The 25,088-nt window shown below is 35.6% G+C and carries 27 protein-coding genes; 8 read left to right on the top strand and 19 right to left on the bottom strand.

The features are described 5' to 3' along the window. Positions 1-78 precede the first annotated feature (78 nt). Positions 79-417 carry a DUF4870 domain-containing protein gene (locus CSW08_RS03115; protein WP_106658693.1) on the top strand — a complete coding sequence of 113 codons (339 nt, stop codon included), beginning with the start codon at positions 79-81 and terminating at the stop codon, positions 415-417. 100 nt (positions 418-517) lie between these two features. On the opposite strand, the gene dnaN is transcribed toward CSW08_RS03115, so the two are convergent. The 5 genes from dnaN to CSW08_RS03090 form a co-directional block, all read right to left on the bottom strand. Next, the gene (dnaN, locus tag CSW08_RS03110; RefSeq protein ID WP_106658447.1) at positions 518-1,636 is read right to left on the bottom strand and encodes a DNA polymerase III subunit beta; all 1,119 of its coding nucleotides are present in this window, start codon (positions 1,634-1,636) and stop codon (positions 518-520) included. Positions 1,637-1,809: 173 nt separating this feature from the next. Then, positions 1,810-3,474 (bottom strand): gliding motility-associated ABC transporter substrate-binding protein GldG, encoded by a 1,665-nt coding sequence (gene gldG, locus CSW08_RS03105; protein ID WP_106658692.1) that lies wholly within the window; start codon positions 3,472-3,474, stop codon positions 1,810-1,812. Continuing rightward, positions 3,470-3,955, bottom strand: a complete 486-nt coding sequence (locus tag CSW08_RS03100) for a hypothetical protein (RefSeq protein WP_106658446.1) — start codon at positions 3,953-3,955, stop codon at positions 3,470-3,472. Before CSW08_RS03100 ends, gldG begins: the two co-directional genes overlap by 5 nt. After that, positions 3,952-4,671, bottom strand: a complete 720-nt coding sequence (gene gldF / locus CSW08_RS03095; RefSeq protein ID WP_106658445.1) for a gliding motility-associated ABC transporter permease subunit GldF — start codon at positions 4,669-4,671, stop codon at positions 3,952-3,954. The genes CSW08_RS03100 and gldF overlap by 4 nt, the downstream gene beginning before the upstream one ends. A 70-nt stretch (positions 4,672-4,741) precedes the next feature. Further along, complete coding sequence (locus tag CSW08_RS03090; protein ID WP_106658444.1) at positions 4,742-5,629, bottom strand: SAM hydrolase/SAM-dependent halogenase family protein; 888 nt, start codon at positions 5,627-5,629, stop codon at positions 4,742-4,744. 242 nt (positions 5,630-5,871) lie between these two features. Between CSW08_RS03090 and CSW08_RS03085 the strand changes: the two genes are divergently transcribed. The 3 genes from CSW08_RS03085 (at position 5,872) to CSW08_RS03075 (ending at position 8,756) form a co-directional block, all read left to right on the top strand. After that, positions 5,872-6,825, top strand: a complete 954-nt coding sequence (locus CSW08_RS03085; protein ID WP_100614904.1) for a PhoH family protein — start codon at positions 5,872-5,874, stop codon at positions 6,823-6,825. Between the two features lie 359 nt (positions 6,826-7,184). Beyond that, positions 7,185-7,697, top strand: coding sequence for a hypothetical protein (locus CSW08_RS03080; protein WP_106658443.1), 513 nt, complete (start codon positions 7,185-7,187; stop codon positions 7,695-7,697). 111 nt (positions 7,698-7,808) lie between these two features. After that, positions 7,809-8,756, top strand: a complete 948-nt coding sequence (locus tag CSW08_RS03075) for a phosphoribosylaminoimidazolesuccinocarboxamide synthase (RefSeq protein WP_106658442.1) — start codon at positions 7,809-7,811, stop codon at positions 8,754-8,756. Positions 8,757-8,784: 28 nt separating this feature from the next. On the opposite strand, the gene CSW08_RS18420 is transcribed toward CSW08_RS03075, so the two are convergent. Next, positions 8,785-9,009 carry an MvaI/BcnI restriction endonuclease family protein gene (locus CSW08_RS18420; RefSeq protein WP_262496532.1) on the bottom strand — a complete coding sequence of 75 codons (225 nt, stop codon included), beginning with the start codon at positions 9,007-9,009 and terminating at the stop codon, positions 8,785-8,787. Between the two features lie 25 nt (positions 9,010-9,034). After that, on the bottom strand, positions 9,035-9,841 hold the full coding sequence (locus tag CSW08_RS03065; protein ID WP_106658441.1) for a restriction endonuclease: 807 nt from the start codon (positions 9,839-9,841) through the stop codon (positions 9,035-9,037). Positions 9,842-9,883: 42 nt separating this feature from the next. On the opposite strand from CSW08_RS03065, the gene CSW08_RS03060 reads away from it, so the two are divergent. Then, positions 9,884-10,135 carry a hypothetical protein gene (locus CSW08_RS03060; RefSeq protein WP_157831418.1) on the top strand — a complete coding sequence of 84 codons (252 nt, stop codon included), beginning with the start codon at positions 9,884-9,886 and terminating at the stop codon, positions 10,133-10,135. A 139-nt stretch (positions 10,136-10,274) separates the two neighbouring features. On the opposite strand, the gene CSW08_RS03055 is transcribed toward CSW08_RS03060, so the two are convergent. The 8 genes from CSW08_RS03055 to CSW08_RS03020 form a co-directional block, all read right to left on the bottom strand. Next, positions 10,275-10,535: a Fic family protein gene (locus tag CSW08_RS03055; RefSeq protein WP_106658439.1), complete on the bottom strand. Its 261-nt coding sequence runs from the start codon at positions 10,533-10,535 to the stop codon at positions 10,275-10,277. Between the two features lie 147 nt (positions 10,536-10,682). Then, on the bottom strand, positions 10,683-11,999 hold the full coding sequence (locus tag CSW08_RS03050) for a type II toxin-antitoxin system HipA family toxin (RefSeq protein ID WP_106658438.1): 1,317 nt from the start codon (positions 11,997-11,999) through the stop codon (positions 10,683-10,685). Then, positions 11,993-12,340, bottom strand: a complete 348-nt coding sequence (locus tag CSW08_RS03045; RefSeq protein ID WP_106658437.1) for a helix-turn-helix domain-containing protein — start codon at positions 12,338-12,340, stop codon at positions 11,993-11,995. The genes CSW08_RS03050 and CSW08_RS03045 overlap by 7 nt, the downstream gene beginning before the upstream one ends. Before the next feature lie 295 nt (positions 12,341-12,635). Beyond that, entirely contained in the window at positions 12,636-13,544 is a 909-nt protein-coding gene (locus CSW08_RS03040) for an NADP-dependent oxidoreductase (RefSeq protein WP_106658436.1), read from the bottom strand. A gap of 281 nt (positions 13,545-13,825) precedes the next feature. After that, positions 13,826-14,293: a hypothetical protein gene (locus CSW08_RS03035; protein ID WP_106658435.1), complete on the bottom strand. Its 468-nt coding sequence runs from the start codon at positions 14,291-14,293 to the stop codon at positions 13,826-13,828. 143 nt (positions 14,294-14,436) lie between these two features. After that, positions 14,437-15,297, bottom strand: coding sequence for an HAEPLYID family protein (locus tag CSW08_RS03030; protein ID WP_106658691.1), 861 nt, complete (start codon positions 15,295-15,297; stop codon positions 14,437-14,439). A 76-nt stretch (positions 15,298-15,373) separates the two neighbouring features. After that, the gene (locus CSW08_RS03025; protein WP_106658434.1) at positions 15,374-15,760 is read right to left on the bottom strand and encodes a hypothetical protein; all 387 of its coding nucleotides are present in this window, start codon (positions 15,758-15,760) and stop codon (positions 15,374-15,376) included. A gap of 67 nt (positions 15,761-15,827) precedes the next feature. After that, positions 15,828-16,916, bottom strand: a complete 1,089-nt coding sequence (locus CSW08_RS03020; protein WP_106658433.1) for a heparan-alpha-glucosaminide N-acetyltransferase domain-containing protein — start codon at positions 16,914-16,916, stop codon at positions 15,828-15,830. Positions 16,917-17,102: 186 nt separating this feature from the next. On the opposite strand from CSW08_RS03020, the gene CSW08_RS03015 reads away from it, so the two are divergent. From CSW08_RS03015 to acs, 3 genes are all read left to right on the top strand, one after another. Next, the gene (locus CSW08_RS03015) at positions 17,103-17,360 is read left to right on the top strand and encodes a DUF4212 domain-containing protein (protein WP_106658432.1); all 258 of its coding nucleotides are present in this window, start codon (positions 17,103-17,105) and stop codon (positions 17,358-17,360) included. Beyond that, on the top strand, positions 17,350-19,080 hold the full coding sequence (locus CSW08_RS03010) for a sodium:solute symporter family protein (RefSeq protein ID WP_394337023.1): 1,731 nt from the start codon (positions 17,350-17,352) through the stop codon (positions 19,078-19,080). Before CSW08_RS03015 ends, CSW08_RS03010 begins: the two co-directional genes overlap by 11 nt. Before the next feature lie 68 nt (positions 19,081-19,148). Beyond that, entirely contained in the window at positions 19,149-21,059 is a 1,911-nt protein-coding gene (gene acs / locus CSW08_RS03005; protein WP_106658431.1) for an acetate--CoA ligase, read from the top strand. A gap of 360 nt (positions 21,060-21,419) precedes the next feature. On the opposite strand, the gene CSW08_RS03000 is transcribed toward acs, so the two are convergent. From CSW08_RS03000 to CSW08_RS02985, 4 genes are all read right to left on the bottom strand, one after another. After that, a complete protein-coding gene (locus tag CSW08_RS03000) occupies positions 21,420-22,598 on the bottom strand; it encodes a class I SAM-dependent methyltransferase (protein WP_106658430.1) in 1,179 nt (392 codons plus the stop codon). Positions 22,599-22,605: 7 nt separating this feature from the next. After that, complete coding sequence (locus tag CSW08_RS02995) at positions 22,606-23,694, bottom strand: AI-2E family transporter (RefSeq protein WP_106658429.1); 1,089 nt, start codon at positions 23,692-23,694, stop codon at positions 22,606-22,608. 94 nt (positions 23,695-23,788) lie between these two features. Further along, positions 23,789-24,289, bottom strand: a complete 501-nt coding sequence (locus tag CSW08_RS02990) for a TrmH family RNA methyltransferase (protein WP_106658428.1) — start codon at positions 24,287-24,289, stop codon at positions 23,789-23,791. A 148-nt stretch (positions 24,290-24,437) separates the two neighbouring features. Beyond that, complete coding sequence (locus CSW08_RS02985) at positions 24,438-25,088, bottom strand: DUF4159 domain-containing protein (protein WP_106658689.1); 651 nt, start codon at positions 25,086-25,088, stop codon at positions 24,438-24,440.

Here is a 25,088-nt window from a genome sequence, read left to right as displayed (position 1 = left end):
TTATGCCATTGTTTAAATCTATTTGTAACAAATTACTAATACATGCGTCTTATTGGTATCAATCAAAACACAACAGCCATGAGAGAAGATAATCAACTGATAGTCATCACCCATTTAAGCCAATTGGTAACTTTGGTTACTGGTTTTGGAAGTTTAATCATTCCATTAATTCTTTGGGCGACACAAAAAGAAAAGGTATACAACATGGATGAACATGGGAAGAATATTATAAACTTTCAGTTAAGTTTAATTGTCTATTTTATTATTTGTATTCCTTTAATTTTATTACTCGGACTGGGTCTTTTGGGCTTTGTTGTTCTTGGAATCATATCCATTATTTTTCCTGTTATTAACGCTATAAGAGCCAGTAATGGTGAAACCCCAACATACCCATTTTCTTTTAAATTTATTAGTTAGTTTAGTTTTAGTATGGGATAAACAAAAAGCTCACCAATTGGTGAGCTTTTTTTATTTGTTTTCTCTCCTTTGGAGAGATGTCATAAAATGACAGAGAGGATTAACTATTCAACATCACGGGCATCACCAACATGGTAATTTGTTCGCCATCATCAAGGCCATCAACAGGGGTTAAAATACCTGCTCTGTTAGGTAAACTCATTTCCAATTGTACTTCATCAGCATTTAGATTGCTCAGCATTTCTGTTAAAAAACGAGAGTTAAAGCCTATTTGCATATCATCTCCTTGATAATCGCAAGTCAGACGTTCTTCGGCTTTGTTACTGTAATCAATATCTTCAGCAGAAATATTTAATTCGGCTCCTGCAATTTTTAGTCGGATTTGATGGGTTGTTTTGTTTGAAAATATACTCACACGACGAACGGAATTTAAAAATTGGGTTCTGTCGATGGTTAGTTTATTCGGATTTTCTTTTGGAATAACTGCTTCGTAATTAGGGTATTTGCCATCAATTAAACGGCAGATTAATTCTGAATTATCAAAGGTGAATTTCGCGTTCGAATCATTGTATTCTATTTTCACATCGTCTTCACTGCCTGCTAAAATACCTTTTAAAAGATTCAACGGTTTTTTAGGCATGATGAATTCCGCTACTTGATTGGCTTTTACATCTTCACGTTTGTAGCGTACCAATTTATGCGCATCGGTAGCGACAAAGGTTAAACCTTCAGTGGAAAACTGAAAAAACACACCGCTCATTACTGGTCTTAAATCATCATTTCCAGCTGCAAATATGGTTTTACTGATGGCGGTTGCTAAAATATCGCCAGTGACTACGGTCGTACTTGGATCTTCAAGAGCCACCGCTTTTGGGAACTCGTTTCCATTAGCATAAGCCAAGGCATATTTACCGTGATTTGAGCTTATTTCAACCGTATTATTATCTTCCACAACAAAAGTTAATGGCTGCTCTGGGAATGTTTTTAAAGTATCTAGTAATAAACGTGCAGGAATGGCAACACTACCTTTGCTATCGCTCTCAACTTCTAGAGAAGACAACATGGTGGTTTCTAAATCGCTGGCGGATACCGTAAGTTTAGATTTATCTAATTCAAATAAGAAATTATCTAAAATAGGTAAGGTGTTTGAACTGTTGATAACACCGCCTAAAACCTGTAATTGTTTTAATAAATATGTGCTTGATACTATAAATTTCATTTGAAAATCGTTGTTTATTTATTGTTGGTTACCTGAAACAAAACATTTGGTTTACTTTTTTAAAAAAGTGAAACACTAGGTTGTTCCATGAAAATTAATGCGTTTTGATCGACTATATACTACTTACAAATATATCCCATACATCCTAAAATAGGAAACAAACTTATTAACATTTAGGTAGTGTATTTTTTCTTTCTGAAGTAGTTAAACCCAAAACCAAAGAGACCCAATAACACCAATGGTAATGCGATATTTACGAGTTGCCATGTTGTTTTTTGGTCGGCAATTTTTTCCTGATTTAAGAAGGCCACCGTTATTTCTTTGGAACGAATGTTTATAAGTCCGTCATCGTCCAATAAATAATTAACGGCATTCAATAAAAATTCCTTGTTTCCCACGGGTTGGTTGTATGATCTATCAAATCCTAAATCCATTGGTGCATTTCTATTAATATCATTTTTAATGACATCGCCATCCGCTATCACAATCATTTTGGTTGGCACGCTTTTATTTTTTTCTTCGGATAGTTTAAATGGTTTGATTCTATTGTCATAAACCGATGTAAATGCACCTTCCAAAAGCACCGCTAGTATTTGATTGCCTTTGTTGAAAATAGTAGGGTCAGGCTCTTGGGTTACTAACTCTAAACTAATTTCCCTTGGCATACCTTCCAATTTGGTTAGTTTAGAAGTCTGTAAGAGAATAGTTTTTGTAATTGAATTTTTTAAAGTATCTATCTGATTTGCAAAATCAAACTTTACCAAATTAAGATTATTTGTAATGGAATGATTAGGATTTCCAGAAGCTAATGGCGAATAGGGCCATTGGAGGCGTATAAATTGTGTGTCATTACCATCTCCAGTTGCCACCATTATGGGTGCAGAATATAAATCGCTAACAAGTACTGGGTTTATTCTAACACCATATTTAAAAAAGAAATCGGTTAGGTTTAAATCCCTAGTGACCGCAAAATTGCTTCCAGATTCATTGTACAAACTGTCTTTTTCCATAGCAACGGCATCAATAAGCCAAAGGCTTTTTCCACCATCCATGGTATATTGGTCCAATACCAGTTTTTCTTCTTCGGTAAAAGCTTCGGTGGGTTTGGCAGCAATAATTAAATCGAAATTCTCTAAGTCTTTTAATGTTTTTTGAGGGTTTACAGCAACGCTATCCAACGTAAAAGGTGCTAGGAAATAGTATTCACCTAGCTTTTTTGCAAAGTCGGCAATATATCTATCTGGCAATTCACCATTGCCTTTTAAAATTGCAATTTTTCTACTTTTAGGCTTTGTTAATTTGCTAAAACCATCAGCAAAAGCGTATTCCAAATGTTGCACGGAGTTGGTAACCAGTTCTTGTTGTGAGGCACCGATTTTATTTTTCACCAGTGGAATAATCACCGTTTCATCATTATAACTAGCCAATGCCCATGGGAAAATGACTTCTTGGGTAGATTTTCCACTTTCCTGTACGCTTAATTGCATGGGGGTTAATCCACGTTGTACCAATTGTTGCATATTGCTATCGCGAGTGGCTTCATCTTCCAGAGGATTCATAAAATTGAAAACAATGTTGCTATTTTTTGCCGAAAACTCTTCTAACAATTGTCTGGTTTCATTTTGAAGACGTCTGAATTCTGAAGGGAAATTGTCGCCTTCTAAAAACACATCAATTTTAATAGGGGATTCTACGCTGTTAATAATGTTAATAGAGGCCTCGCTTAAGGTGTAACGTTTGTCTTTTGTTAAATCAAAGCGTTTAAAGGCGATGCTGCTTACATAGTTAACACCTATTAAAGCCACTAAAAGAATGCCTATATATTTAATATTTTTAATCAAACTCTTTTTCCATTTGGTATTGCGAAATGCTTTTTACTTCATTGTCTTTAAAAACAAGCTCCAAACATTCTTGGGTCATGTTAAACGCTCCAGGTTTAAAACCAAGGTTATAATTCCATTTGTCTTGAGAATTGGCTTTTATGGAATCGTCCCAACCATACCATTCGCTAGCGCCCAAAACCTCTTTAACTTCTGCTTTGGTTTTACCAAGAAATAAATTTTGATCAACCACTTGGGTACTCATTTCATATCTTAAAGCAGGCTTTTCTTTCCAAGCTTCCGTATCGAAATGTTTTTGATGATGATAACTAAAAAAGATGTTTATAAACGGGTAAAAAACAAAAAAATAAACAATAGGTGTTGCTATAATGCTTATTAATAAACTCACCCATTTACGTTTGTCGATGGTATTGGCAAATATCCACGTGAGGATGAAAACGATACTTATAAAAACAACAAAAAGCGGTGTAACAATCATTTGGTCTCTCTGTTTAAATTGAGTTTTGTAATGGTTATAAAGAAAAAGGAAACGCTTAAAAAGTAAATAATATCCCGGGTATCAAGAACACCACGGCCCATGCTTTTAAAGTGGTAACTCATGCCTAATTGTTCAACGAATGTGCTTGAGGTAAACTCTGAGATACCCTCAAATCCGATGTAAAACAGAAAACATAAAAATACCGAAAGTATAAATGCTACGATTTGATTATCTGATAAGGTGGACGTAAAAACACCAATCGCCGTATAAGACGCCATCAAGAATAGAAGTCCGAAATAAGATCCCGTTGTACTGCCCATATCCAGATTACCGATGGGATTTCCCAATTGATATACCGTATACACATAAAGCAAGGTTGGTAAAATGGCGATGATAATTAGGATTAAAGCCCCAAAATATTTACCAAGCACAATTTTTAAATGCGAAATGGGTTTGGTGAGCAACAATTCCAATGTGCCTTGTTTTTTTTCGTCTGAAAAACTACGCATGGTGACTGCTGGAATCAAGAAAATCAATATCCAAGGCGCCAATAAAAAAAACGACGATAAATCGGCAAAGCCATAATCCAGCACATTAAACTCCCCTTTAAAAACCCATAAAAATAAGCTGTTCAAAATCAAAAAAATAGCGATAACCAAATACCCTATTGGCGATGCGAAAAATGAGTTGATTTCTTTTTTTAAAATGGCAAACATTTATTAAGTTAAAAGTTAAAAGTTAAAAGTTAAAAGTTAAAAGTTAAAAGTTAAAAGTTAAAAGTGTTCATTATTTATAGTCTTGAAAAGCACTGACGCTTTCAATGCCTTTAGGTACCAGGGGCGTTGCAACAAAATTAACACTCACCGTATCCATTAAATTTAAGCCCATAAGGCTAGAGGCACTACCCACGGTGGTTGGGTTACTTCTGTAAACAGCAATTTCTAAAAAACCACCCGAATTAAACACTACCAAACCTCTGCCTTCATCATGTCGTTTATCTTCAGGAATCTCAAAATTAACAACATCGCTGTATTTTGAAAAAACAGTTTTAAATTTATTATTGCGTGCCGAAATTTCAAAATCACGTCCTTTTTGAACAGTTTCAAAAAAGCTTTGCTTGATATTGGTAACAACGTTCCCATAATTGTCAATATAAATAATACTGCCAATAATTTGGGTTTTCTCCTCATTTATAAACGGCACTAAATTTTTTAAAGGTTTTATAGTATCAATGGTTTTCCCTATAACATCAAGCGTACCACCTCTTGCTATATGGCAGGCTACTTTTACAAACACATCCAATACAGGAAAACTGCCTTGAATTTTATCATGGATATTTATTTCAACAATTTTATCGGGGGCAATCTCGTTACAAAGCATGCTCATAATACCATTATTGGCGCAAATAAAATAATGCTCGTCCAATGTTACGGCAATGTGTTTGTTCTCCTCATTTAATTCAGAGTCCACGCCAATAATATGAACGCTCCCTTTAGGAAAACTTTTATAGGCGTTTTGAATGATGTAAGCCGCTTCGGGAATGTTGAAAGGCGATATGGAATGTGAGATATCAACAATTTTCACATCGGGGAGTTCACTGTATATAGCACCTTTTATAGCACCTACAAAGTGATCCTTTTCACCAAAATCGGAAGTTAATGTGATAATCGCCATTGGCAAATTGTTGATATGTTTTTAACGTTTGGTTACTCAAAATTAGTATTTTTGAGTTTTACAAGATTGTTTTACAAACCTACATAAATTTTCGTTTTGGTTTTTATAATTTGAATGAAAATTAAAGGTCATAAAGTCTTATTTAACAAAATAGAAAATACTGAATAAATAATAAATCATTTCATCTGAGTAAACATTATTTTAGTTAATCTTAGTTGAAAATAAAACAAAAAGAACTGCACTTGAACGAAATTGTTATTGAACTTGAAGAAATCACTCCAAAAGAGTTTTTTGGACCAGAAAACATCAATATTGAACTTCTAAAAAAGTATTTTCCTAAACTCAAAATTGTAGCACGAGGTAATAAAGTTAAAGCATTTGGTGATGATGAATTACTGGAAGAATTTGATCGTCGGGTCAATATGCTAATCAAACACTTCACAAAATATAACAAGCTTGACGAAAATGTTATTGAGCGTGTTTTAACAAGCCAAACGAGTGATGACTATACAACATCACAAAAAAGTGGCGAGGTTTTGGTGCATGGTGTAGGAGGGAAACTTATAAAAGCCGAAACGGCCAACCAGCGTAAAATGGTAGAGCTTATGCGCACCAACGACATGGTTTTCGCCATTGGTCCAGCCGGTACGGGTAAAACCTATACAGGTGTTGCGCTAGCAGTACAAGCTTTAAAAAATAAAGAAGTCAAGCGTATTATCTTAACAAGGCCTGCCGTCGAAGCAGGGGAGAATTTAGGATTTTTACCGGGCGATTTAAAAGAAAAGCTAGACCCATATATGCAACCCTTATACGATGCGTTAAGGGATATGATTCCTGCTGAAAAGTTGGCACTCTATATTGAAAACGGTACGATACAAATTGCGCCTTTGGCGTTTATGCGTGGACGAACCTTGGATAATGCGTTTGTGATTTTGGATGAAGGACAAAATACCACCCACAATCAAATGAAAATGTTTTTGACCCGTATGGGGAAAAATGCCAAGTTTTTATTAACGGGCGATCCTGGGCAAATTGATTTGCCACGCCGTACCATTTCGGGTTTGAAAGAAGCCTTATTGATTTTAAAAAATGTGGAAGGCGTCGGTATGATATTTTTAGATGATAAAGATGTGCTTCGTCACCGATTGGTTAAAAAGATTATTGATGCCTACAAGCATATTGAAAACGTGGAGTAGTCGTTTGTCATTGACTTCGTCGAATCTTCGATTTCCTGAACCCCGATAGCTTTCTCGAAGGATTCCATGAAATGAGCCGTCATTGCGAGGACATAGGACGAAGCAATCTCATGAATTTGAACTAAAAACTTACAGATTATTTAGGTATTGCATCCCTCGTAATGACGAATAACACTAAAAAGTCAGTTATTAATCTAACTGGCTTTTATATTTAGTGCATCCTTTCATCAGGCAGTCAAATGGTTAGGTGTATTTTCTATTGATTTGTCTATAAATTCTATAAACTTTAACAAAAATAATATAAAAAGGGTAGCTATAAATCATCTAGATTTGCACCTTAAAACATTTAAAAAAACAACATGAAAAAAATATTTTTTGTTATCGGATTATTAGGATTTAGTCCAATTTTTGCTCAAGACACAGAGATAAACATCACGCCAGACAACTCTTGGTTTAAAGCAGGTGTAATCGCTGGGGTGCCAGTTGGTGATGCCAAAGATGTAGCCTCATTTAATTTAGGTTTAGACCTAAGAGCGCAGTACTTATTCAATCCAAATTTCGGTATCGGTGTAGCTTCTGGTTATACTAATTTTTTTGGTAAAGATCCTGTTGATGATTTTGGGGTTATTCCTTTAGCTGGATTTGCTCGTTATTATTTTGCACCTGAAGGCTTATTTTTAGGCGCTGATTTAGGGTATGGTTTTTTAACAAATTTAGATAATAACTCTGGAGGATTGTATGTAAACCCTCAAATTGGTTACCATAACAGAGATTGGAATTTGTATGCGTTTTACCAAAATACCTATGCAGAAAACGATTTTGATTTGCAAACGCTTGGTTTAGGTGCAACCTACAATATTAGATTTAATTAATTAGAATTTAAACATATTTGAATTAGAAAAGGAGAAAGTTTATTTCTCCTTTTTTTGTTTGGCATTATGAAACAAATTACATTTGCATATCACATAAAACCGCTACTTCACATGAACACGATTACCACTACAAATTTCAATTTTCCAGGACAAAAAAGTGTTTATAAAGGTAAAGTCAGAGAGGTTTACAACATCAATGATGAGGTGTTGGTTATGGTGGCTACCGATAGATTATCGGCGTTCGATGTGGTAATGCCCAAAGGCATTCCGTATAAAGGACAAATCCTAAACCAGATTGCGACCAAGATGATGAAAGCTACCGAAGATTTGGTGCCAAATTGGCTCATTGCCACGCCAGATCCTAATGTAGCTGTCGGACATTTATGTGAACCGTTTAAGGTAGAAATGGTGATTCGTGGGTATATGAGCGGTCATGCGGCACGTGAGTATAAAGCGGGCAAACGCTTACTTTGTGGTGTAGCCATGCCAGAAGGTATGAAGGAAAACGATAAATTTCCAGAGCCTATGATTACCCCGGCAACCAAAGCCCAAATGGGCGACCACGATGAGGATATTTCTAGAGAGGATCTTTTAAAACGCGGTATTGTAAGTGAAGCCGATTATGTGGTGCTGGAAGATTATACCCGAAAACTGTTTCAACGTGGTAGCGAGATAGCAGCCAGCCGTGGCCTTATTTTAGTGGATACCAAATATGAATTTGGAAAAACCAAAGACGGCCAAATAGTGTTGATTGATGAAATACACACCCCCGATTCATCACGCTATTTTTATGCCGATGGTTACGAAGAATTACAAGCCAAAGGCGAACCCCAAAAACAATTAAGTAAAGAGTTTGTACGCCAATGGCTCATTGCCAATAACTTTCAAGGCTTAAAAGGGCAGACCGTACCATTTATGAGCGATGACTATATTACCACTGTGAGCGACCGCTACATCGAACTTTATGAGAATATTACGGGCGACACGTTTGTTAAGGCTGATGTTAGTAACATACAAGCACGTATTGAAGCGAATGTGTTGGGGTATTTGGGGAGGTAATCAAGATGTTTTATTAGTGGATTAATGATTATATTAAATCATATTTCTCACTTGGCGGAAAAAGCAAATCAAGACCTTTTGGCTTAATTTTAAATAAAGAGCCTTTCTCAACAACTTTTCCTTTAGAAGTTCTTTTTATCAAATGATCTAAAGTAATTATGCCTTGGTCGATAAGTATGTTAAACTGAGATTTGATAGGTTTTTTTGTATGTTCTACATTAGTTCTACTATTTCTAAATGACTTTAGTCCAATTCCTATTTCTAGCTGAAGATAATCTTTAGAAGTTTTTAAACCACTCTATATCAATCGTAACTTCTTCCTTAAATTCAACTGAAACCCCAAGTCCCAATTCTTTTAGCTTTTCAACTAATAAATCTCCATCAATCAAATCAATTACAGGGGCGCCATCTCTAGAAGCTTCAGATATCGCATCCCTCGTAAACATACCAGTTGTAATGAATAATCCTTTATCTGTTCTTCCAACCATTGCACCACGGAAATCTCGTATATCCTTTGAGCCAACCTTACCCTTGTATCTTTTACATTGGAAGATTATATGAAAGCTTAAAATACCATTTATTTTCGCAATCCCAACCCCATCAATACCACCATCTCCAGTTCTTCCCGTTACTTCAACTTGTGAAAACCCTTTTTCTCTTAAAATTCTTTGAACCAAACGTTCAAATGCATTTGGTGATAGATTTTCAGAAATAACATTTAACAACTTTTCTTTCCATTCTTCAACATCTGTAATTTCCTCGTCTACTTTTTTAGCTTGATTTTTATCAAACTGAATTTTAAATTTTGGAAGGGTTATTTCTTGATTGGTTTTTATGGACCAGACACCCCGTTTTGAGTTTTCAATTAATCCTTGGTTTTTAAGCATTGTTCTAACCCAAGCCATCTGGTATTCAAATTCAGTTTGGTTAGTATCCTTATGAATTTTGTTTAATAACTCTTCTGGTAATTGAAGTATATCTATTACTTTATTATTAATTTCATTATTTGATCCAGAGCCTCCTAATTCAGTTAAGGCTTGTATTGTATAATTAAAAAAATATTCTCGGTTCGGAAATGATTTCATATATTGCAATATACAATTTCTATACAAATGTTAGTAAAAAATTTGGAACATTTGATCTTACTTGCTTCAAACCCAAACGGCGATTTTGAGGATTTTTTTGTTTCCATTGCGAAGGGCTTTGCAAGAAGTAGTAAAAGAATACTTTATCATCCTGAACACGAGGAATTTTCAATAATCAATGAGATTGATGAATCTTTTCAAGAGTTCCATGTTTCAGAAATAGAAAAGCATACGAACCTAATCGAAGCAATTCAGCAGGGTGCTTTATTCAAGGTTTATCGAGGCAGTAATTGATTGTTGCCATAACTATGGACAATTTTTAAAATTACATTAATTTATTTTATTATTTGTTAGCATTAGCAAAAAGGGAAAGTTCATTCGGTTTTGATATTAACTCTTTACAATAAGGCACCTGCTGTCTCTCTTCTTGTTTTTAAGTGAATTGTTTTTTATATAGTGCTTTTCCTTTTTCTGTAAGACGGTATTTTTGTTTTGGGCTTTTTGGGCTTTCTGGGTTTGTCATTTCTATAAAATCTAAATCGATGGCAGGCACTAAATAATTTTCCCTAAAATTAGGCCTATGGTTAAGTTCTAGTTTTTCCATAAGCTGTGGCATGCTTGCTTCGCCTATAAGGCTATTTATTAACCTTAAAGCCAATAGTTTACTTGGTCGGTTACTTGGTCGGTACGCCATAAAATAACCTTAAAGCCTTCATCTAGTTCAATAATAGGCTCTCGTAAACCGGCCTTATCTCTTGTTTTTTTTAATTTAATTAAATCTAGTGAAACTTAATCACTATCGAGCAATTTAGTTTATTCAAAACAAACGTAATACCGTTAGTTATGTTTCTAAATCCAACAATGTTTGTTTTATAGAATCCCTCAATTTTACATTTACGTTTACTTCATCTGCATAATCGTTCCAACGTTGCACGGTATTATGTATTTGCGTAATGATGTGTTCTGGCTTTTTTATGTTCATGGCTTTGGCAAAACTTATTAAATCGTGTTTTTCAAAATCTTTACGTTTGCCGTTAAGGCTTAGGGCGTGTTGGCTTACCCAAATGCTCTCTGGCCTGTAGGCATGGCAAACATCGTAGGCGGGTGCCAGCTCCCAATCGCCACCTTGTTTAAGCCTAAATGCCGTATTTTTAGTGTGGTCATCACAATTTTTGGCTATCACATTAAATACCATCCTTCGGTACATTTGTTCTGCCTGCGGGTAGGGCAAACGCAGTAACCGCATGGTTTGGAATAACTGTTCGTAACTGTAACTGCCTACATTATTAAAATCGAAATGCTGCATGGCGCAAAACGTTTGGATGTGGTGTTTTATGGAGCCGTCTTCTCTGTCGAACCGTTTGGTCATAAAATGGGCCCTGCCGTTTTCTTCCAGTAATTCGGATGCCATCATATCGATTCCACAAGCTGTTGCCATGTTGTAATACGCCATTTCAACCCTGCCATAGCCTTTGCTTTCCCCAAATTGGGCATCGCTTACACCGTCTAGTTTTATCATGTAATGTTCAAAACCTTTGGGTGAATGGGTTTGCCCAGAGCGTACTTGCCCTGTTTTTTTATTAAAGGCAATAATGGCTTTGGGTCGCGCCCCCCCGGCAGAGGTTCCTATTTTTAATATCTCCATCATGGCTTGGTGTTCGTCTTTGCTTATATTGGCATCAAAGGTTTCCCTTTGGTCCAACATGCGCTGTGCGATACTTACCAAGCTATTAATTTCTACCTCAAAGGTGTTTTTACTGGGTGTTAGTTGGGTGGGTTCAAACTCTAAGGCACCCATACCTCGCGTGCCTATAAAACAGAGTTGTTCTATGGGGTTCATGCTATTTTCTGGACGTCCATTTTGTGCCAACCACGTGTTTATTAATTGGTTTCCGTATTTATCGGGCAACACATCTGCCAACAAACCAGGCAAGCCTTTAAAGGTGTTGAATTCGCTATTTTTTGAAGGACGGAGTTCTGGAAATGAAAATATAGTTTGATTGGATTGAATGGGCATTTTAATGGGAGCCAAATCTATTTGCAGGTTTTTGAATTTTGGTTCGTATTCAAAACTGGCAAAACCTTGACTTTCGTCCCATGCCACAGCACCAACAACGTGTCCCCAAATTTTTACGAAGGCTGTTTTTACTGCTACCATTCGCTTGTGTTTTGGTTATCGGCACTATTCTCTGAACTGGCTCTTTGTCTTTTTTGTTTTTCTAATTTAGCAAGCTCTAACGGACTTATTTGTGTTTGGATTTTAAACACATCGAAAACGTTTAGCAAGTCAAGTGCCCTTAAAATTTGTACTAATGAAATCAATGAAATAGGTTCGCCGTTTTCTATTTGGCTCATGGTCCACCGGTTGATACCAGCGATTTCGGCAATTTTTGCTTGGGTCTTGTTTTGGTTTAAGCGTTGGTGCTTTATGTAGTTTCCAATGACGGCTATGATGGCTTTATCACTCATTGATAACCATAATGTGTTGGTATTTTCCATCTTTAAATATTTTATTTATATTTAATGCTAGTTTTTGCTAATACAAATATATAAAATATTCTTGACAAATGAAATGTATGTTGGTAAATACTAACCTTATATTCAAAAATTACATTTAATGTTTGTAAAAACTATCAATATTATGAATTTTATCGTCATTACGAGTAATCCCGATAGCTATCGGGAGAGGACGTAATCTGTTTATTTGTAGTTCTACATCATGGGATTGCTTCGCTTTAGTCTGTCTTGAGCGACAGCCGAAAGACTCGCGATGAACGGTTGGAATGTTATTTTATTACTCTACCACCAACACATTTTTCCCTTTAGAATGCCCTTCATGTTGGTATTTCAAAGCGGCTATGGCTTCGGTCAATTTAAATTTTTTGTCTAAAAACACCTTAACATGGTTTTGTTCGATTAAATTGACAATGGTTTTTAACTGTTCAGCATTGGAATGGAATAAAAAATGAGTCGCATTTACGCCATGTTTTTGAGCTAAGTCTTCAGAAGGTTTAGCAGTAATAGATACATAACTGCCACCTTTTTTAAGTAAGGGAATGGTAATTTCTGAACTCGCCATGCTATCAAATACCGCATCAAAATTGGCTGGGATGTTTGAGAAATCCGCCGTTTTATAATCAATAATAGCATCCACCCCAACGGATTTTAAAAAGGCTTCATTTTTTGTAGAAGCCAAGCCAACCACATACGCGCCTTTCCATTTGGCGAATTGCACCGCAAACAGCCCGACGCCACCAGCGGCGGCTTGAATTAATACGTTTTGACCAGCCTGTATATTTAGTTTGTCAAACAATCCCTGCCATGCCGTTAATGCTACCAATGGTACGGCTGCCGCCTCCTCAAAACTCAGGTTTTTTGGTTTTAAAGCCAGATATTTTGTTTCGGTTGCCACATATTCGGCACAGGCGCCTTGTTTGGCCCATTCCAAAGAGCCAATCACGTCATTGCCCACTTTAAAATCGGAAACATCTGTTCCAACCGCTTCAATAGTACCAGAGACATCGGTTCCTAGAGTATAAGGCATTTCAAAATACCCATGAACGGTACTTTTCCAATCCACTGGATTGATTCCACAGGCTTTTACTTTTACCAAAACTTGGTTGGCTTGTATGTTGGGTTTTGGAAGTTCTTCAATAATAATGTTATCGATAGCTCCTTTTTCGTGTATTCGTATGGCTTTCATATGTAGATATTTATTGATTTTTACTTGTCATATGTTATTCGCATATATTCATTGGTGTTTGCGACCAATTTTTCGGTCATGCTCATTTCATGTTTATTATTTTTAATTGCGGTTCAAGCTATGGATTAAAAGTGCATTTTCTTTTCGAGGTTTAAAAATTTAACCACGAATGACACAAATTTACACAAATTAATTCGTGCCAATTAGTGGAATTCGTGTCAAAAAACAGAACAAACTATTGTCTGTAAAACTAAAATTTTAAGCTAAATGTCCATAATAGTTTATTTAGTGCAATCTGTTTTTGTTAATGGCATGGTAGATGTAAAAGTAACATGATCTGTATTGGCAAAACAGATTCCTTCTTCGTCCATCTCGCCATAGCCTTCGAAAAGTTGACCGTTAGTTAACTTAAAAATGACTTCACGTCTGCTGCTAACACCTTCCGATTCAAAGGTGTAATCGCCCAAAAGGACATCATCTATTAAAAGACCTTCAAACGTGCCCATGTTGGCATCTTTTTCGGCTAAATGGTAATTTAGGCTTCCTATAATGGATTTATTTATGTCGGTTATTTCAAATGTTATAGAGCTGTTATTGCCAGTGTAGGTATAGCAACCTACTTCTAATAATCCCGTGGACACTTTGCCTTCAATGGTTTCAACGGGTTCGCTGGTTTCATTGGTTTCCGATTTGTTCTTACAATTGGTAAAAGCAAGTATTAGGGAGAAAAGAACGATTGACTTTTTCATATTATCAAATTTGAAGGATTATTGGGTACAGCTAATTTAGTTTTTAAATGTTAGAAAGTAGACGAACCATGTAGAATAATTTGCCGACCAATTTATTAACAAAAAGTAAAAGACCCTGCATCATGGCAGGGTCTTTATTCACATTAAAGCTTATGATGTGCAGGTTCCCAAATAAGCCTTAAAAACGTACTGAACCGCTCGTTTTCTCTTGCTACGGGTATGCCGGTTACAATGCCTACCAGCAGATTATCTGCAATTCCCACGCGCATTTGTGGTCGCATGGTCATATCAAAGTCGCCCGCATCCAAGGTTTTATTAAATTCAATACCAATAAAATTTCTTGTGCCAGGAATCATGTAATGGAAATTGGTATTGATATCATACGTCGTATGGAAGGAATTCGTTAAAAAATTCTGCTCTATCAAGGGGCCTGTATAAATGAGTGAATGGAAATTGTTACCCCAACGTTTGGCAACTACAAAAAACGGATTGTACACATTGCCCTTAATTAAAGGTTTTCCAAAGTCCCTAAAACTGGACAATTCAAACTCATTAATATACCCAATCGCCATAGATGTTGCCATTTTTTCATTGACATAAAACGACCATTGCGCAGCAATTTTTATACTGTTTAACTGATTGGAAGGAATGGCATCCCTTGGTGTGCCATTAATAGGAGAATAGAAAGTGAATGGCAGCTCTACTTCTAAACCCAATCGATTGACAGGTGCCCATTCGTATTCAATGAGAGCTTCGTAAGAATCGAAAACTTGGTTGTCGGTTAATCCAAAACCTAAGTTCCATTCTTTTTCGCCTTTTCTGGCGCCTAAATCCCTAATGAGATCTATATACAGAGGTTCTGCGTGTAATATTTTGACAGGTTCTTTTAAACTTTCAACCTCTTGGATATAAATACTATCCTTTATTATATCACTATCTTGAGCAAACGCATGTGTTAGTGGTGTTAATAATAACATTAACATCAATTTGTTTTTGAAATTCATTTTATGTTTATTTTTTTGAATTAATAGTTTTTCCAACCCTTATTAGGGTTAGATGTATTTTAGACAAACTAATAAATCAAACTTCGGGAGGAGGGTTGTTAAGTTGATGATGCCCAACAGATACATTACTATCTGGATGATGGCATATCTGTTTTAGAACAGTTGCGATTGATTCTCTGTTATTTCCATTTGAAGCGTATAATGGAATAAAACCTATTTTTAAATTATTTTTTTCTGTGTGCTCTTCGGTATCGGGGTCATCATGCTCTTCAATGGCATTTTCAAAACCTAAAACTTGTTCCACAATAATTTCCACAATACTTTCTTGATCATTGAATGATAAATCTTCAGCGATGTAGTTTGGGTAAGGATCAACTGTATCAACACTAATATTTAAAAAGTATAATGCCATGAATCCCCAAAGGAATCTAACGGTTGTATTATTTCTTATATGATGAAACATGGGGTAAAATTAATGCTTTTATAATAAAACTTCTTTAATGAAATTATAAAAAACACGGTTTATAAGGTTATTGCTTAATCCTATCAACTACTTTTAAGAATAGATTATAAAGGAACGTATTGGTTTTTGCATAATAAAATGAAATAACAACCACTACAAGAATAAAGGCCAGGGCTCCAAAAATAGCTTGATATGGGTCTAAGGCTTTATAGTAAAAATGTTTAAGTCCGATGCCGGTATAACTTCCAAAAATGATGATGAAATGGAACGTGTAAATGGATAATGTTTTTTCACCAATTCTTGTGATGATGGATCGTTTGAAAAAATGCTCAAAGGCATAGAATAAACCAAAAAGAACCAGCACATCGCCCAAACGAGAGAATAAATAATTGTAATCTGCCGCAGCATCAAAAAGCGTTTCACCAGTAATACGCCCTAATTTGTGAAGGAGCCACGACGATGTAAATATGAGTAACAGCCCAACTAGAAAAAACGTAAAAATGGTTAAGGCCTTAAAGGCACGCCTGTGTACATGCCTAAAAAAAACAGTGGCAAAAAAGGCGCCAAAAGCGGTATAGCCAAACCATGGAATAATGGTAAATACAGAACCGTTTTCTTTAGTAATATAGTTTGCTAAAATTAAAGGCGCATCCGGTAACAATAGGGTTCTGTATAAAGGTTCCGTTACAAAAATAACGCAACCGATAATTACCAAAACAACAGATAACATATAGGTATTTGCCTTAAAAACATAATATAGACCTACCATGAGAATTAGGGATAAACCTATACATTGTAAAACATCAATAACCAAAAAATAAGTGTAAAATTTTCCTTGAAACCATCCATAAAAATCAACACGCAAGGTATATCCAATGAACAAAAGCAACAACCCTCTGTAAAGACCTTTCCGTATCCGTGCTTTATCGTTGCCTTTTTCTTTGGCTTTTAATAATAAATACATAAAAACAAGTCCGGAAATGGTGAAAAATGTAGGCGCAGTAACACCTCTAAAATAAGACCAAATATTAAAAAACATATTAGAAGTATCTCTATAAATAGGGTCTAAAAGCGTATCAATAAAATGCCCTTGTAACATCATTAATATGGCAAAAGCTCTTACGGCATCAATAAAATAAAGGCGATTAGAATGCAATAGGTGTCGGTTATGGTTTTACTGGTATAAAGATAGTTTTAAAAATTATTTGTAGCAAAATTATAATTTACTGATTTTTAGCAGGTATTACGTTTTATATATAATGGTTTGTTTTTAACCAAAAGGAATCGCTTTCTGTGTAACCAATTTAATTTATATATTAGTGGACTAAAACTAAACGAGAATATGACTAAACAAGAAAAGGCAACCGCCTATTGGAAGGAAAACATCAAGTATCTTTTTATTTTACTAACCATTTGGTTTTTGGTTTCTTATGGGGCTGGCATTTTATTTAAAGATGCATTGGACACTATAAAAATAGGAGGCTTTAAACTCGGATTTTGGTTTGCCCAACAAGGTTCCATGTATGTGTTTGTTGTTTTAATCTTCGTGTATGTTCGTCTGATGAATAAACTTGATAAAAAATACGGATATGGTGCATAGTTTATTTTTAGTAGAGGCCATTAGTGTCCAAAACTGGACCTACATTTTAGTAGGTGTAACATTTGCTCTATATATAGGAATAGCCATTTGGTCCAGAGCAGGCTCAACTAGGGAGTTTTATGTAGCTGGAGGCGGTGTGTCACCTTTAGCCAATGGTATGGCGACGGCAGCTGATTGGATGAGTGCGGCATCATTTATTTCGATGGCCGGTATCATTAGTTTTGCAGGCTATGATGGCGCCGTTTATTTAATGGGATGGACAGGAGGTTATGTGTTGTTAGCATTATTGCTTGCGCCTTATTTGCGTAAGTTCGGAAAGTTTACGGTGCCCGATTTTATTGGCGACCGCTATTATTCTAAAACGGCTCGTATTGTAGCTGTTTTTTGTGCGCTCATTGTATCGTTTACGTATGTTGCGGGTCAGATGCGTGGTGTAGGTATTGTATTTTCTCGCTTTTTGGAAGTCGATATTAACACAGGGGTTATTTTAGGAATGCTTATCGTATTGTTTTATGCGGTTCTTGGTGGTATGAAAGGCATCACCTATACACAAGTGGCGCAATATTGTGTATTGATTTTTGCGTTTATGGTACCAGCTATTTTCATTTCACTTCAAATGACAGGCAACCCGGTTCCGCAATTGGGTTTTGGAAGTCAGTTAGCTGATGGTTCTGGGACGTATTTACTTGATAAATTAGACGGATTGAGTACCGAACTTGGTTTTGCTGAATATACACAAGGTTCAAAATCCCTTATAGATGTATTTGCCATCACCTTGGCTTTAATGGTTGGTACTGCAGGGTTGCCACACGTTATTGTTCGCTTTTTTACAGTGAAAAACGTTAAAGATGCTCGTAAATCGGCTGGTATTGCTTTGTTGTTGATTGTTATTTTATATACTACGGCACCAGCTGTATCGGTTTTTGCGAGAACCAATTTAATTGAAACGGTTTCAAATAAAGAATATGCCAATGTGCCAGAATGGTTTAAAAAATGGGAAACAACGGGATTGATTGTGTTTGATGATAAAAATAATGATGGACTTATTCAATATGTTGCCAATAAAGATCAAAATGAATTAACGGTTGATAACGATATCATGGTACTTGCCAATCCAGAGATTGCTAAATTACCTAATTGGGTGATTGCCTTGGTTGCGGCAGGTGGTTTAGCGGCAGCACTTTCAACAGCAGCAGGTTTGTTGTTGGTGATTTCATCTTCGGTGTCCCATGATTTAATCAAAAAAATAATCAACCCTAAAATTTCTGAAAAAGGAGAATTGATTGCAGCACGTTTATCGGCTGTAGGTGCTGTTTGTGTTGCTGGTTATTTTGGTATTAATCCACCAGGATTTGTAGCAGCCGTAGTAGCTTTAGCCTTTGGTTTGGCAGCGGCATCGTTTTTTCCAGCCATTATTTTAGGTATTTTTTATAAGAAAATGAATAAAGAAGGTGCTATAGCAGGTATGGTGGTTGGTATCGTTTCCATGCTATTTTATATGATGAAATATAAATTAGGATGGTTTGACGAAGTGCTTCCTGATAAAAGCGAATGGTGGTTCGGCATTTCACCTGAAGGCTTTGGAAGTATTGCCATGATTCTAAATTTTGTTGTATCTATCACCATTATGAAATTTACACCAGAACCCCCAAAGAATGTGCAAGCTATGGTTGAAAAAATCAGAATTCCAAGTGGCGCAACAAAGGCTACAGGACATTAAGCAACTGGTGATTAAACCAATGTATCAATTAAACAAATCAACGAATAAACAAATCAACATTAATTAAAATGAGTAATTACCATATAAAACACTTAGAGGAATATTATCAAGTTTATAGAAAATCCGTAAGGGAACCCGAAAATTTTTGGGAAGAAGTTGCAGAAGAACATTTTATGTGGCAAAAAAAATGGGATAATGTGTTGAGTTGGGATTTCAGTAAACCTGAAGTTAAATGGTTTGAAGGTGCTAAATTAAATATCACCGAAAACTGTATTGACAGACATTTAGCAACTCGTGGTGATAAAACAGCCATTATTTTTGAACCTAATAATCCTGATGACCCATCAGAACACATAACTTATAATCAGTTACACGAACGTGTTAATAAATTTGCAAATGTATTAAAGGCCGAAGGCATCAAAAAAGGGGATAGGGTCTGTATATATTTGCCCATGATTCCAGAGTTGGCTATTTCGGTTTTGGCTTGTGCCAGAATAGGTGCGATTCATTCCGTTGTATTCGCAGGTTTTTCCGCGACAGCGTTATCAACTAGAATTAATGATTCGGATTGTAAGATGGTAATTACCAGTGATGGTTCCTACCGTGGAGAAAAATCCATTGATTTAAAAGGTATTGTAGATGATGCTTTAGAAGATTGTCCATCCGTAAAAACGGTATTGGTCGCTAAACGAATCCATTCTAATATAGACATGAAGGCTGGTCGTGACAAATGGTTACAACCTTTGTTGGACAATGCCTCTGCCGTTTGTAAAGCCGAAATCATGGATGCCGAAGATCCATTGTTTATTTTGTATACATCTGGTTCAACCGGAAAACCAAAAGGCATGGTACATACCATAGCGGGTTACATGGTTTATACCGCTTATACCTTTAAAAATGTGTTTCAATATAGGGATGGTGACATCTATTGGTGTACGGCCGATATTGGTTGGATTACGGGACATAGTTATATTGTTTATGGCCCTTTAGCCAATGGTGCCACAACCGTTATGTTTGAAGGTGTGCCACACTATCCGGATTTCGGACGTTTTTGGAAAGTCATAGAAAAGCATAAAGTGACCCAGTTTTATACCGCGCCTACAGCCATTCGTGCGTTAGCAAAGCAAGGCACAGAGTTGGTTGACACCTATAATTTATCTTCGCTTAAAGTTTTAGGATCTGTAGGAGAACCGATTAATGAAGAGGCTTGGCATTGGTACAATGATAATATTGGTAAAAAGAATAGCCCGATAGTCGATACATGGTGGCAGACAGAAACTGGTGGTATTATGATATCTCCCATTCCGTTTGTAACACCGACAAAACCGACCTACGCCACATTGCCATTTCCGGGAATACAACCCGCTTTAATGGATGAAACGGGGAAGGAGTTAAAGGGAAATCAGGTTGAAGGTCGTTTATGCATTAAATTTCCATGGCCAAGTATGGCCCGGACCATTTGGGGAGATCATGAACGTTATAGGGAGACCTATTTTTCAGCCTTTGAAAATAAATATTTTACTGGCGATGGTGCTTTGCGTGATGAAGTTGGCTATTATAGAATTACAGGTCGTGTAGATGATGTGATTATTGTATCTGGCCATAATTTAGGAACCGCACCAATTGAAGATGCGATTAATGAGCATCCAGCGGTGGCAGAATCTGCTATTGTTGGCTTTCCACACGATATTAAAGGCTATGCCTTGTATGGTTTTGTAATTTTAAAAGACACAGGCGAATCTCGCGTGCATGATAATCTGCGTAAAGAAATCAACCAAATTATTGCCGAACATATTGGTCCGATTGCCAAGTTGGATAAAATTCAATTTACTAGCGGCTTGCCAAAAACACGTTCGGGAAAAATCATGCGTCGTATTTTGCGTAAAATTGCTTGTAAGGACATTTCTAATTTAGGAGATACTAGCACGTTGCTAAATCCAGAAGTGGTTCAGGAAATTATTGATAATGCTTTGGAATAACCTGTTGTAAATTTTGATAAAATTTGTCAATTAACTTCGTTCAGTTCGGCTTTGCCTCGTGTCGAGTGTCCCGATAGCTATCGGGATTACACATTTTTCATGTGTGAAATTTGTATCGAGAATCAAATTTTCTAATTTTAGAATAGTTCTCGATACAATTCGCTTATGGCGAATCGAACTGACATTTAGGTTAGTATTATATTTTTAGTTAGCCTGTCAGGTCGAGTGGAATACCGAGGATACGAGGTATTTTGTATCGAGACCTTTGGTTAAACGTCCTTTTCGATATAATTTTATCCTATTTCAAAAATCATAGAAAATAAGGTTTCAAAATGAACATCGGTATTGTTATACAATTATTTAAATTTTGCTACAAACAATAACAATTTTGTTACCATTCACATCCGTTGTAAAAAACAAATACACATCACCACCATCTTTAATGTTCAGTTTTTTTCGTATTTGCTCTACCGTCTCAGGGAAGTTTCGGGTGGTTATGTTAGCTTTGGTTATTGCCAATTGCTTCAGTTCTTTTTTGTTGTACGGAATGATGTTTTCGATTTTAAAACACCTTCCAGGAAAATTTATAAGCAATTCGCTGGTGTATAAATGTGAGTGCTTATGAAGTTTATAAACAGATAATTGGTCTGAAACAGCATTGAAAGCCCCAGCTTTTAAAATGGCAGTATTGGGTTCGTATAAATAGGTGAGTGGTTTGCTGTATGTGAATTCTAAAGACTTTTCATCTTTTAGTTGAAATTCAAAATAATCGTCGTTCCCCTGTTTTAAATTGATGGTTTTTATGACGATGTCATCCGTAAAACCATGTTCCAAAATCCAAAGTAATTCTTTTACCTCATTATTTACGGCAATCACGTGTATGGTTTTAACATGATGTAATTCGCCAATGCCAACAGACATATCAAGTAATGGTGATGTTTTAATCATGATATTTTTTGAACGGTTGAAAAGCAAATCCAAATGCTCTGGAATATTTGGCAGACAATCATTCAAAAAAAACACTTTGCCTTTGCTACCGTTCCTTCTGGAAGGGTCCACATAAATCCAATCAAAAGTGTTATCAATCTTTTCTAAATACGATAAACCATCACTATTTACGGTTTTAATATTCGAAACTTGAAGTTGTTGGTAATTATGGTTTACCAATTCCGATAGGTTTTTGTCAATCTCGCAATGTGTCACCGAATCAAATTGTTTTGCGAAATAATAGCAATCTACTCCAAAACCGCCCGTTACATCTATGATGGTTTTTCCATGAATCAAACTAGCTTTATAGGTCGCCGTTATTTCAGAAGAGGTTTGCTCAATATTTAATTTATTTGGGTAATAAATATATGGGGTGTTGAACCAAGTCGGTAGTTTTTTTTCGCACTTGACTTTAGCTTCTATTTGCTGGATAAGTTCTTTGGTGCTAACGGAATCAAAAGTGGTTCCCTTTAATAATATTTCATAACTATTTGAATGTAAATTTTTATTTATAAAATGCTGTATGTCAGTATTTAAAATAGACGAGTTCAAAATAAAACTAAAGGTCTTTAGTGAGTTTTTTTACGATTTTGTTTTCTGATAAGAACTCTTTTAAAATCACTTTAATTGCCGTGTAGCCTGGTACCGCTACCATCATACCAATTATGCCAAAAAGAATGCCAGCTATGATAATGATTAGAAATATTTCCAACGGATGTGATTTAACGCTTTTTGAAAAAATAATGGGCTGACTGAACGTATTGTCTATAAATTGTGCTATTAAAAAACCAATGACGACGTAGATGGTTTTTGGGAAAATAACCTCACTAAAACTCGCGCCTAAATTGCTGGTCATAGTTAGAATAATAATTAAGGCAAAACTTATCAACGGACCCACATACGGAATTAAATTTAGTAAAGCACATAAAAAAGCAATGATGATGGCGTTTTTAATTCCGAAAATGACAAGAACAATCGTATAAAGAATAAACAGAATAACTATTTGTAAAATAAGGCCATTAAAATATCTGGATAGTAAATCTTTTATTTTGGTTGATGAGTTTTTCCACCGAATTTCTTTACTGTCTGGAATGAACATAAGAATGCCATTTTCAAAAAGTTGGCTGTCTTTCAAAAAGAAAAAAGAGATGAATAATACAGCGAAAAAACCAACGGTAAAATTGCCAAAGCCATTTATGACCGAATTAAAAAAAGCAGGGATTAACGAATAATCAATTTTAGAAATTAAGTTATAATCTTTAAAAGATTGTTTAACATCTAAATCATTCAATTGAAAATAATTAATGATTTGCATGTATAAATCTTCTAGATTCTTTTGAAGCTCGTCTATATTTAACAATGATAAGTTGTTAATTTGTTCAATAACCAAAGGAATAAACAAACTCATGATTCCTAAAAAAACAACTATCATCAATGCCATTGTAACCACCACGGCAAGCGTATCTTTAAACTTTAAGCGTCTTCTTAAAAACAATACAATGGGTCTTCCTATTAAAGAAATAACGGCAGAAATAGCCAAATAAGCTAAAACAGATCGTATAGCATAAAGAAAAAAAAGCAATATAGCAACGCCAATAATAATGGACAGAGCCCTTAAAATACCGCTTGCTATTGTTTTTGAATTCATTTAGTAAATATAATAATTTGTTGTCATTGCGAGGAGGTAAGACGAAGCAATCTGTTTGTTTATATGAGATTGCTTCGCTACACTCGAAATGACGCTATAAAAGTTGCTTAGTGATTTCGTATAAAGCAATATTAGTAGCCTGGACCACATTCATGCTGCTGTTTTGTCCGAACATATCAATATGGATAATGGCATCTGAGTTTTTTAAAATAGCTTCTGAAACTCCGAAATTTTCATCTCCAATAACTAACACGATAGGATTTTCCGTGGAAAATGTATAGGAATGAATGGGTTGACTTGAATTGGTGATTTCGAGCGATATGATTTGATACCCTGCGTTTTTTAAATCTTCTACAGCTTTTGAAGCGGATTCAAATATATCATAAGTCACTACTTTTTCAGTCGCTCTGGAAGTTTTCGCAATTTTTCTTCCTAGAACAATGTTTTCTCCACAAAGGATTAGTTTTTCAATTCCAAAAGCATCGGCTGTTCTAAATAAACTGCCCATATTGGGCGCATTGGTGACGTTGTCGCAAACCAAAATTATGGGGAATTTGTGTTTTTGGAAGTTTGTGTTGTAGTGGGTTAGTTGCAATGTTGTTTAGGTGTTTGTTGTTTAGGCGTTGAGTTGTTTAGGCGTTTAATTGTTTAATCGTTTAGTTGTTTTGCTACGAATTTCCAGGTATATTTATTTTTTAAATTTAAAGTTGCTCATAAATATTCGTGAATTAGTGGCTATTGCTCTAATTTTCAAAAGCATATTTCATAATATTGGCACCCATTTTAAGGGCTTTTTCTCTAACATCGGCGGGGTCGTTGTGTACATCGGGGTCTTCCCAGCCATCACCTAAATCGCTTTCTAAAGTGAATAATAAAACCAATCGGTCTTCATGGAAAATACCAAATGCTTGCGGACGTTTGCCATCATGCTCATGGATTTTTGGTAAGCCTTCAGGGAATTTATAAGCCGTGTTAAAAATGCCGTGATTGGAAGGAAGTTCGTTTAAATCCTTATCGGGAAATACTTTTTTAAGCTCTTTGGTGATGTAAGGTTCCATACCATAGTTGTCATCAATATGCAAAAATCCTCCAGAGATTAAATAATTACGCAAATTTTCGGCATCTGTTTCACTAAAAAATACGTTGCCATGCCCTGTCATATGCAAAAACGGATATTGGAAAATATCTTGGCTGCCAACTTCAACTTCTTGTGGCTTCGGATCTATTTTGGTATTGATATTCGAGTTGCAATAAGCAATTAAATTTTTTAAAGCTGTTGGGTTGGCATACCAATCGCCACCGCCTTTGTATTTTAGTAACGCTATGTCTTGTGAAAAAGAGATGAAAGACAATAGACAAAAGATTAGAGAAAAAAGCGTAGAGGTTATTTTCAT

It is taken from the genome of Confluentibacter flavum, assembly GCF_002843175.1.
GTDB classification, from domain to species: Bacteria; Bacteroidota; Bacteroidia; order Flavobacteriales; family Flavobacteriaceae; genus Confluentibacter; species Confluentibacter flavum.
This window is presented reverse-complemented; position numbering and strand designations above follow the sequence as displayed.

Bases quoted from the DNA above. Each gene is read 5' to 3' on its own strand.
- dnaN (WP_106658447.1), bottom strand. From the start codon at position 1,636: ATGAAATTTATAGTATCAAGCACATATTTATTAAAACAATTACAGGTT.
- CSW08_RS03080 (WP_106658443.1), top strand. From the start codon at position 7,185: ATGAAAAAAATATTTTTTGTTATCGGATTATTAGGATTTAGTCCAATT.
- CSW08_RS03065 (WP_106658441.1), bottom strand. From the start codon at position 9,841: ATGAAATCATTTCCGAACCGAGAATATTTTTTTAATTATACAATACAA.
- CSW08_RS03090 (WP_106658444.1), bottom strand. From the start codon at position 5,629: ATGGCGATTATCACATTAACTTCCGATTTTGGTGAAAAGGATCACTTT.
- CSW08_RS03050 (WP_106658438.1), bottom strand. From the start codon at position 11,999: ATGGTAGCAGTAAAAACAGCCTTCGTAAAAATTTGGGGACACGTTGTT.
- CSW08_RS02995 (WP_106658429.1), bottom strand. From the start codon at position 23,694: ATGAATTCAAAAACAATAGCAAGCGGTATTTTAAGGGCTCTGTCCATT.
- gldF (WP_106658445.1), bottom strand. From the start codon at position 4,671: ATGTTTGCCATTTTAAAAAAAGAAATCAACTCATTTTTCGCATCGCCA.
- CSW08_RS03115 (WP_106658693.1), top strand. From the start codon at position 79: ATGAGAGAAGATAATCAACTGATAGTCATCACCCATTTAAGCCAATTG.
- acs (WP_106658431.1), top strand. From the start codon at position 19,149: ATGAGTAATTACCATATAAAACACTTAGAGGAATATTATCAAGTTTAT.
- CSW08_RS03025 (WP_106658434.1), bottom strand. From the start codon at position 15,760: ATGTTTCATCATATAAGAAATAATACAACCGTTAGATTCCTTTGGGGA.
- CSW08_RS03015 (WP_106658432.1), top strand. From the start codon at position 17,103: ATGACTAAACAAGAAAAGGCAACCGCCTATTGGAAGGAAAACATCAAG.
- CSW08_RS03040 (WP_106658436.1), bottom strand. From the start codon at position 13,544: ATGAAAGCCATACGAATACACGAAAAAGGAGCTATCGATAACATTATT.
- CSW08_RS03045 (WP_106658437.1), bottom strand. From the start codon at position 12,340: ATGGAAAATACCAACACATTATGGTTATCAATGAGTGATAAAGCCATC.
- CSW08_RS02985 (WP_106658689.1), bottom strand. From the start codon at position 25,088: ATGAAAATAACCTCTACGCTTTTTTCTCTAATCTTTTGTCTATTGTCT.
- CSW08_RS03035 (WP_106658435.1), bottom strand. From the start codon at position 14,293: ATGAAAAAGTCAATCGTTCTTTTCTCCCTAATACTTGCTTTTACCAAT.
- CSW08_RS03030 (WP_106658691.1), bottom strand. From the start codon at position 15,297: ATGAATTTCAAAAACAAATTGATGTTAATGTTATTATTAACACCACTA.
- CSW08_RS03055 (WP_106658439.1), bottom strand. From the start codon at position 10,535: ATGGCGTACCGACCAAGTAACCGACCAAGTAAACTATTGGCTTTAAGG.
- CSW08_RS03075 (WP_106658442.1), top strand. From the start codon at position 7,809: ATGAACACGATTACCACTACAAATTTCAATTTTCCAGGACAAAAAAGT.
- CSW08_RS03010 (WP_394337023.1), top strand. From the start codon at position 17,350: ATGGTGCATAGTTTATTTTTAGTAGAGGCCATTAGTGTCCAAAACTGG.
- CSW08_RS03100 (WP_106658446.1), bottom strand. From the start codon at position 3,955: ATGATTGTTACACCGCTTTTTGTTGTTTTTATAAGTATCGTTTTCATC.